This is a genomic window from Ruegeria sp. YTSC002, from assembly GCF_059609845.1.
In genome coordinates this window covers 114037-121852 of sequence record NZ_JBXWML010000011.1, presented here as the reverse complement: position 1 = coordinate 121852, position 7816 = coordinate 114037, and the positions used below count along the sequence as shown (strand labels likewise).

The following is a 7816-nucleotide window of genomic DNA, read 5'->3' as shown; positions in this document are numbered from 1 at the left end:
CTGCCACGCGCACCCGACCTATTCCGAGGCCGTGCGTGAGGCCGCACTGGCTTGCGGCGACGGCCCGATCCACAGCTGACAACCTTGACCCCGGCGGCGATCAGCCTGTCGGGGTCAACCAGGCATTCAGATAGGTCTCCAACCTGTCGGTAAATGTCGTCGCTGAATGCAACGCACAGAACCTTAATGACATGGCCTGTATGGCAAAGGCCTGCACACCTTCGGCCAACAATTCGGGTGGCACGTCCTTGCGCACCTCTGCATCTTCGAGCCACAGCATCACGACGCGGAAGTATCGCTCAAAACAATAGGCCACCGGTCCTATTTCGGCGACAGCCGTCGCACCGGAATACCTGATCAGCAGATCGAATACATATCGCTCGGACGTCATGAAACTGTGAACCGGGTCCAGCGACGCGACGATTTCTGCAACAGTTTTGGGTGGTGCTCCGGCCTCGGCCTGATCCAGACACGCATTCAGCTTGTCCGCGATCAGAATTTCCATCAGCGCATCCTTGTCGTGAAAATGCGCGAAAAAGGTGCCCTTCGCGACCCCTGCGGCCTTCACGACCTCTTCCACCCGTAACGCTTCATATCCGCCATTGCGGATGACCTCTTCAGCGGCCGCAAGAAGCTTGGCGCGGGTCTTGATCGTACGTTTCTGAATCGTCTTTTGCATATGGCTCAATCGCACAATTTCTGACCGTGGTCAAATTTTTATTGACCGCGGTCATTTTTTGATTCTATAGACTGACCACGGTCATTTTTCAGGAGATACCCGATGCAACCGAAAAAGATTCTCATTCTTGACGGACACCCCGCAGAAAGCAGCCTGTCACGCACATTTGCCGAAACATACAGAGACGCGGCCCGCAAAAACGGGCACGATGTACGGTTGGTTCATCTGAGCGATCTGCAATTCGATTTTGATTTCGGTCAGGGCAATTATCACGACTTCAAACCGCTTGAGCCGATTCTGGAGCAAGTGTTGCAAGACTTTGAGTGGAGCGACCATCTGGTCCTGACCACCCCGATGTGGTGGGGCGGCCTTCCAGCAAAACTCAAAGGACTGATCGACCGAATGTTCATTCCGGGGCGAACGTTTGACACACGGAACACCACCAAGATCGGATTTCCGGCGCCCATGCTGACTGGGCGTACTGCACGCGTCATCCTGACGTCAGACACGCCGGGATGGTTCATGCGCCTGATATACAGGCAGGCGCTTATCCGTCAGGTACGGGACCAGATCCTTGGGTTCGTCGGCTTCAAGCCAACGCGGTTCACCTATTTTTCCGGTGCAAGCTATCCCAAGCCCGGCAGCGTCGATCGCTGGTTGGAAAAAGTATCAAGGATCGGAGCCGCTGCGGTTTGAACCACAGCTGGCACCTACATCTACCACATCGTTTTTGCGCCGCGCGCAGGCCATTCCTCGTCATATTGCGCGCCGCCTTCCGCACCGTCTGATGCCTCGGACAGAAGCTGTCCTATCGTGGGAAGATTGCCGCTTTCATCACCGCTAGACCAGATACGCGCCCGGATCAGAGCACGAGCGCATTGGCTGTATATCTCAGCAATTTCAATCACGATCACGGTCGCCGGGCGTTTGCCGGCCTTCTCGAATTGATGCCGCAGGGTCTCATCCGCCGTTACCCGCCCCAACCCGTTCACCCGAACGACGTTGTTGGACCCCGGGACGAAGAACATCAGCGAAACACGTGGGTCGCGCACGATATTGCGCAGACTGTCCAGACGGTTGTTGCCGCGCCAGTCCGGCAGAGCCAGCGTATTCGCATCCAGCTCTTTCACGACCGGGCCATCATCGCCCCGCGGGCTGCCATCCACACCTTCTGGGCCAACCGTGCTGAGCACACAGAGGCGCGATGCGAGGATCCACTTGCGATAGAGAGGCGTCAGCTGATGAACGACCTTTCGCAAGGACGGCGCGCCGGGCCGACCATACAACTCTTCAAGCGTTTCAATGTCACGAATGTGCTCCATCCGGATCAAACCCCACTTCCCGCATCAACTCGTTGGAACGTGTTTCTATCACATCTTCCAGCCGGGCAAGGAAGTCGTCCCGGCCAACACCCGGCTCGATCGGGTCTAGGAATTCCACGATCGCAAGGCCCGGTTTGCGCATGACACCCGTTCGAGGCCAGAAGACGCCGGCATTCGTGGCGACCGGAACGCAGGGAAAGCCGAGCCCTTCGTAAAGAACGGCTGTTCCAACCTTGTAAGGTTTCTTCGCACCGGGCGCCACACGTGTCCCTTGCGGGTAAATCACAAGCTGCCCGGGTTCCGAAAACTCTTTCGACACATCCTTGACCATCTTGGTCACGGCAGCACCGCGCTTGCCGCGATTGACCGGAATACAGCCAAGTCGCCGCGCATACATTCCAATGACGGGAGTAAACAAAAGCTCGCGCTTCATAATGAACTTGCCATGCGGAATGGCATCAAAAATTATGATGATATCAAGAAAAGACTGGTGTTTTGCGGCTATGACCACTTCGTTCGTTGGGACCCTACCCCGCACTTCGCACCGAATGCCAACCATCCAACGCGCCAGCCACATGGTACTGCGCGCGTAGGTCTTGCACGCCTTCAGGGCGCCAGCCTTGGAAAACAACGCGTAGGGCAGAAAGACAATGCCAAGGATCAGCATCCAGGCGTAGATCACGATCATGAAGATCAACGACCGAACCCATTGAACAGCCATCAACATCAGGAAAGCTCCTTCAATTTGCGTCGGGCCGCAGCCCAGGTGGCAAAAAACGCGACCATGGCACCAAGGATCGGGATAAGTACCGGCAACACCCAGTCTTTGCCCTGAAAGCCGACGCCCGCCAGAAACCCACCCGCATCCGAGGCTTCGGGCAGCATCAGAACACCGGTCATTCCCAGCAATGTACCGACCGAGGCTCCAAAAAATGCGCGATAAGTAAACCGCCTTACGAATGCGCCCGCTATGAACCCGTCGCGTGCGCCGACCAGGCGCAGCACTTCGATGATCTGGGCATTTGCGGCAAGTGACGCATTGGCGGCAAGGGTAATCATGGCAGCGGTCGCACCGCCGATCAGCAGGATTGAAATCCACCCCAGTCGACGCAGGGACATCGCCGCATCGACCAGAGGTTCCCGCCACCGCGTATGATCATCCAGCACGGCGCCCGGCACCTCGGCCCCCAATCGCAAACGCAACCCGGCCACATCGATGCCCGGTTCGGTTTCAATGATCTCGATAAGCTGTGGCACGGGCAGCGTATCCAGCGGCAGGTCCGGCCCGAACCACGGGGCAAGCAACGCCGCCTGCTCTTCCTGCGTCAAAGCACGGGCCGAGGCCACGCCGGGCGTTTGGCTAAGAACCGTCAACGCAGCCTCGGTCTGGGCCGCGCGCTGTTCCGCGGGCGCGTTGATGCGCAGGGTTGCGGCTCCGGCCAGTTCCGATGCCCAACGATCCGCAATGCGCCCCGACGCCAGAGACAGGGCCAAGGCGAACACTGCAAGAAACGCCATCGCACCCGCGACAAAAAGGGTCAGGTGCGCCGTGTATCCCGTTGGAGGAACAACCCGGTCTGCCCGTTTGTCGCCGCGCAACAGATTTCTGAGGTCAGGACTGATCATAAATCCGCCCCCGCCAGTTGCAGCTTGCGCTGCGAAATACGCAAGACACGCGCCTGCACCTGGCTTTTGGCCGCGCGAATCAGGCTCAGGTCATGGGTGGCGATCAGGACGGTTTTGCCCATCCTGTTCAGTTCGATCAGAAGACGCAGCAGCCGTTGCGACATCTCCCAGTCAACATTGCCCGTCGGCTCATCCGCCAAAACCACGTCAGGCGACAATATGACGGCACGCGCCAGAGCGGCCCTTTGGCGTTCGCCGCCGGACAGTTCAGGCGGGAGCGCTTCGAGCCTGGAGCCAAGACCCACCCAGCTGAGCAGCTCGGTCAGGTTTTCCTGCTCGGATGTTTCCGAACGCCCGGACACCATCAGCGGCAACGCAACGTTTTCGGCAAGCGTCATATGGTCTAGGAACTGACAATCCTGATGCACCACACCCACGCGGCGGCGCAGCACCGCCAGCTGGTCGCGATCAAGGGCTGAAATATCCTGGTCAAACACGCTCAACCGCCCTGAGCTCGGAAGCAGGGCACCATAGCACAGCTTGAGCAACGTGGTCTTGCCCGCCCCGGAAGGCCCGGTCAGAAAGTGAAACGAACCCGGCTGCAATTGTACCGAGACGTCACTCAGCAATTCGCCGCCACCGTAGGTGTAGCTGACATTTTCCAGCTCGATCACACGTGCCCCCGTTATTTTGCCGCTCTTCTTGCCCGAGCATGGTGATGGTTTCAATGGCTCTACCGAGTCCAATTGGTGACACTTGACCCGCGAAACCGAAAACGCTCTTTGCTGTTGGGTCTTAACCGAATATCATTCCTGAAAAAACTATTATCGGCCCTTCGCCCGGCCGAGGAGGCAGCATGCGTCTAACATGTCCGAATTGCAGTGCGCAGTACGAGGTTCCTGACGAGGTCATCCCCGAGGAAGGTCGCGATGTACAGTGTTCCAACTGCGATCAGACCTGGTTTCAAGCGAAGCACCCTGCCGAAGCCGCAGGCGCACCGGACGAAAAAGCGGAAACCCCCGAAAAGGATGACGCATCGCCCGACGTGGTTAACGCTCCGCAGGACGCTGAACCGGAACCTGTTGAAGAAGCGGTATCCGAAGACAAGCCAGAAGTTGATGAACCCGCCGCGACCACCGGGAGTGTCGATCCTTCCGTTGCCAGCATTCTGAAAGAAGAAGCTGCCCGCGAAGCGGAATTGCGGGCGCAGGAAGGCAGCAGCCTCGAAAGCCAGCCCGATCTGGGGCTGGATACGCCGCCAGAACCCCCAGAACCCAAGGTGCGCCCCAAGCGGCCGTCGGCCACGGAAACCGCTGTCGATGCCGGGCAGAAAGACGCGCTGCCGGATGTCGAAGCCATCAATTCGACCATGCGATCAGATGAGTCGGAAGAGGCCCCGCAACCACCCCGCAAATCGGGCGGATTCCTCCGCGGCTTTGCGTTGATGCTGATTATCGGCGTGGTTCTGTATCTGATCTATGGAAATGCCCAACAGATCAGCGAAGCAGTCCCTCAGGCCGACCCGTTGCTGAGCTCATATGTTTCGCTTGTGGATCAGGCGCGTATCTGGCTTGAGGCACAGGCTGGATCCGGTGCCCAGAACTGAGGTCTAGAACCGCTCCAACAAACGCTTCAGGTATTCCAGCTCGATCTGGGGGCGGTCCGATTCCCCGGTTCTGCGTCGGATTTCATCCAGCAGTTCCCGCGCCCGGCGGTACACGTCTTCGCCTTGCAGCAGGTTCTCATCCGTTGAAATCGAACCGGCGGCACCCGGGTTTCGGCCCAGCGGATCGCGGTTGTTGGCTTGCATGTCGCCATCCTGCGTTCCCTGACCCGGCTGATTCTGCTGGTTCTGCGCCATCGCCTCGCCCAGCGAACGCATCCCTTCGCGCAGGGCTTCCATGGCCTCGGATTGCCGGTCGATGGCTTCGGCCAGATCATCCCCACGCAGGGCCTGTTCCGCCTCGTCCATGGCACGCCCGGCCCGATCAAGCGCCTCGCGCGCGGCGTCGCCTTCGGGCGTGCCGGCACCGGGCAACCCCTGTTGCTGACGGTTCAGCTCATCTCTCAGCGCCTGCTGCCGATCCGCAAGTGAGCCTTGACCCTGCTGGCCTTCGCCAGCCTGATCCGAGCCTTCCCCCTGACCGCCCTGGCCTTCGTGGCTTTGCCCCCGGCCTTGCCCGCCATTGCGCCCCTCATTGCCCTGGCTTTCACCGGATTGAGCGCCTGGGTTGAACTGTTCCTGCAAATCCCGGAAGGCTTGATCGCTCAGACCTTGTTGTTCGCGCAGAGTTTCCGCAAGACCTTCCATGGCCTGCTGACCTTCGGACTGCTGGCCCTGACCCTGGCCCTGAGTCACACGCATGTTTTCCATCATCTGCTGGAACTCTTCCAGCGCCTGCTGGGCTTCGGCCATGCGGCCCTGTTCCATGAGTTCCTGAATGCGGTCCATCATGCGTTGCAGATCATCCTGCGTCATTTGCAGGGACTCGCCGTTCTGGCCCTGCTGCCGCTCGCCATCTTCGCCGTTTGGCTGCGCCAGCCGCTGCAACTGCTGGAGGTAATCCTGCGTCGCGTCGCGCAATTCCTGCATCAGTTCCGCGATTTCTTCGTCGCTGGCCCCGTTCTGCATCGCTTCGGTCAGACGTTCCTGCGCGCGCCGCATCCGTTCCAGCGCATCCGCCAGCGTGCCGTCCTCGATCAACACCGCAAGATCCCATAGGGCCTGGGCGATCTCGGCCTGCTGTTCAGGTTTCAGCCCGTACTGATCAAAGGTCTCAAGCCGCCGCAGCACGACCCTCAGACGCAAATAGGCAGTGTCCGAACGAAACAGGTCCTCCGGCAGATGAGACACAGCCCGCAGCATTTGCGCGATCCGAGGCGCATTGGACCGCGACCAGAGCAGATCGCGCCGTTGTTCGATCACCGCCGCGGCCAGCGGATCAAAGAACCGACGGGCCGGAAGGTCGGTCACATAAGGTTCGGAGGAAGATTGCTGATCCGCCGCATCCGCTGCCATCAAAGTGATCCGGACCGGCAAGTGTGCCCAGGGGTGTTGCGAGAAGTCCTCGATCAGATCTTCGGCAAAATCCGCCCGGTCGCCCGTGATCGGCATAGGCAGTTCAACCTCGATCGCTTCGCGTGGTTCGGGCTCTGCCGCCAGGCCATAGCGGCGGTCAACGGCAGCCAGATCCAGTGAGATCCGGGCTGAGCCTGAAACGACGCCATAGTCATCTCCTGCGACGAATGGCAGTTTCATCTGCCCGCCCGCCTCGGCCTCGGCCGATCCGGCCACGGCTATCTGTGGTGCCGTGTCGTCAATGATCTCAACGGCCCATTCGCGCCCCGTGGGCCCGTCGATGCGCAACTGGCCAGAGCGTTCTGCCACGAACTCCTGCTCGGGGTCGGTCGCCGCTTCGGCGCCCAGGGCCGAGCTGTTTTCCGTCAGGCTATGTGCGCCAACCTCCCCATAAAGCCGCAAGGTAACGCGGCTGCCCTTGGGAACGGAAAGCTCTGCATCCGTTTGATCCGCAAGATACAGCGTTGGAAGGCCAGTATAGCGTGGGGGTTCGACCCATCCTTCCCACGTTGGCCCCTGCCCGGCGGCGGCAGTGCCCGGGGCCATGTCCGCCACCGACCCCACGCGCCACAAAGAGCCGAAAACCAGCGCTACGACAAAAGCCAGCAATGCCGCGTAGCGCAGCGCATAAGGATCTCGCGATGCCAGCCGAAGATCTGGCTTCACGGCCTCGGCCGTTGCGACCCGTTGCGCCATCCGGGCTTTGTGGGCTTGCCATAGCGCCACGGAATCCCGATCGGCCGCACCGATGGCCTGATCATCCATCAAGGCCTGAATTGGGCGTCCCGGCAAGGTCTCATCCAGCCGCACCAAAACGTCGGCGCGCGAAGGCAACTTGAGAACCCTCAGGCCAAGCACCGCAGCCGTCAAAAACAACCCCAGGGACAGCGCGCCAACTGCCCAGACAATTTCCACGGAAACAATATCTTGAAGCCCCAGCATCAACGCCGCAAGCAGAACCAGCACGATCGAGAACGCCGGCCAGAACGCGCGCAACACCTGTTCTGCCACCATGCCGACATGGGTCAGCCACACGGACAGGCGCGGAATAGGCAGGTTTGAACGGTCGGACAAAGCGGGCCTCCGGGGTTAGGCCCGCGCGGTCATCGC

General features: G+C 60.0%; 8 protein-coding genes. 2 read left to right on the top strand and 6 right to left on the bottom strand.

Annotated elements, in window-relative coordinates; genetic code table 11:
- Positions 1–100: 100 nt before the first annotated feature.
- Positions 101–679 (bottom strand): TetR/AcrR family transcriptional regulator, encoded by a 579-nt coding sequence (locus tag AC2FFD_RS18375; protein ID WP_480686216.1) that lies wholly within the window; start codon positions 677–679, stop codon positions 101–103.
- Between the two features lie 102 nt (positions 680–781).
- Between AC2FFD_RS18375 and AC2FFD_RS18370 the strand changes: the two genes are divergently transcribed.
- Positions 782–1375 carry an NAD(P)H-dependent oxidoreductase gene (locus AC2FFD_RS18370; RefSeq protein ID WP_480683568.1) on the top strand — a complete coding sequence of 198 codons (594 nt, stop codon included), beginning with the start codon at positions 782–784 and terminating at the stop codon, positions 1373–1375.
- Positions 1376–1395: 20 nt separating this feature from the next.
- On the opposite strand, the gene AC2FFD_RS18365 is transcribed toward AC2FFD_RS18370, so the two are convergent.
- The 4 genes from AC2FFD_RS18365 to AC2FFD_RS18350 are packed head-to-tail and all read right to left on the bottom strand — an operon-like array spanning position 1396 to position 4301.
- Positions 1396–2001 (bottom strand): pyridoxamine 5'-phosphate oxidase family protein, encoded by a 606-nt coding sequence (locus tag AC2FFD_RS18365; protein WP_496873790.1) that lies wholly within the window; start codon positions 1999–2001, stop codon positions 1396–1398.
- On the bottom strand, positions 1985–2728 hold the full coding sequence (locus tag AC2FFD_RS18360; protein ID WP_257599944.1) for a lysophospholipid acyltransferase family protein: 744 nt from the start codon (positions 2726–2728) through the stop codon (positions 1985–1987). The genes AC2FFD_RS18365 and AC2FFD_RS18360 overlap by 17 nt, the downstream gene beginning before the upstream one ends.
- Positions 2728–3627 carry a cell division protein FtsX gene (locus AC2FFD_RS18355; protein WP_425078952.1) on the bottom strand — a complete coding sequence of 300 codons (900 nt, stop codon included), beginning with the start codon at positions 3625–3627 and terminating at the stop codon, positions 2728–2730. The genes AC2FFD_RS18360 and AC2FFD_RS18355 overlap by 1 nt, the downstream gene beginning before the upstream one ends.
- Positions 3624–4301, bottom strand: coding sequence for a cell division ATP-binding protein FtsE (locus tag AC2FFD_RS18350; protein WP_170346345.1), 678 nt, complete (start codon positions 4299–4301; stop codon positions 3624–3626). The genes AC2FFD_RS18355 and AC2FFD_RS18350 overlap by 4 nt, the downstream gene beginning before the upstream one ends.
- 182 nt (positions 4302–4483) lie before the next feature.
- Here AC2FFD_RS18350 and AC2FFD_RS18345 point away from each other — a divergent pair, with 182 nt between their 5' ends.
- Positions 4484–5233 carry a zinc-ribbon domain-containing protein gene (locus AC2FFD_RS18345; RefSeq protein WP_496873789.1) on the top strand — a complete coding sequence of 250 codons (750 nt, stop codon included), beginning with the start codon at positions 4484–4486 and terminating at the stop codon, positions 5231–5233.
- Between the two features lie 3 nt (positions 5234–5236).
- Here AC2FFD_RS18345 and AC2FFD_RS18340 read toward each other — a convergent pair whose 3' ends face one another.
- On the bottom strand, positions 5237–7780 hold the full coding sequence (locus AC2FFD_RS18340) for a TIGR02302 family protein (RefSeq protein WP_496873788.1): 2544 nt from the start codon (positions 7778–7780) through the stop codon (positions 5237–5239).
- Positions 7781–7816 lie beyond the last annotated feature (36 nt).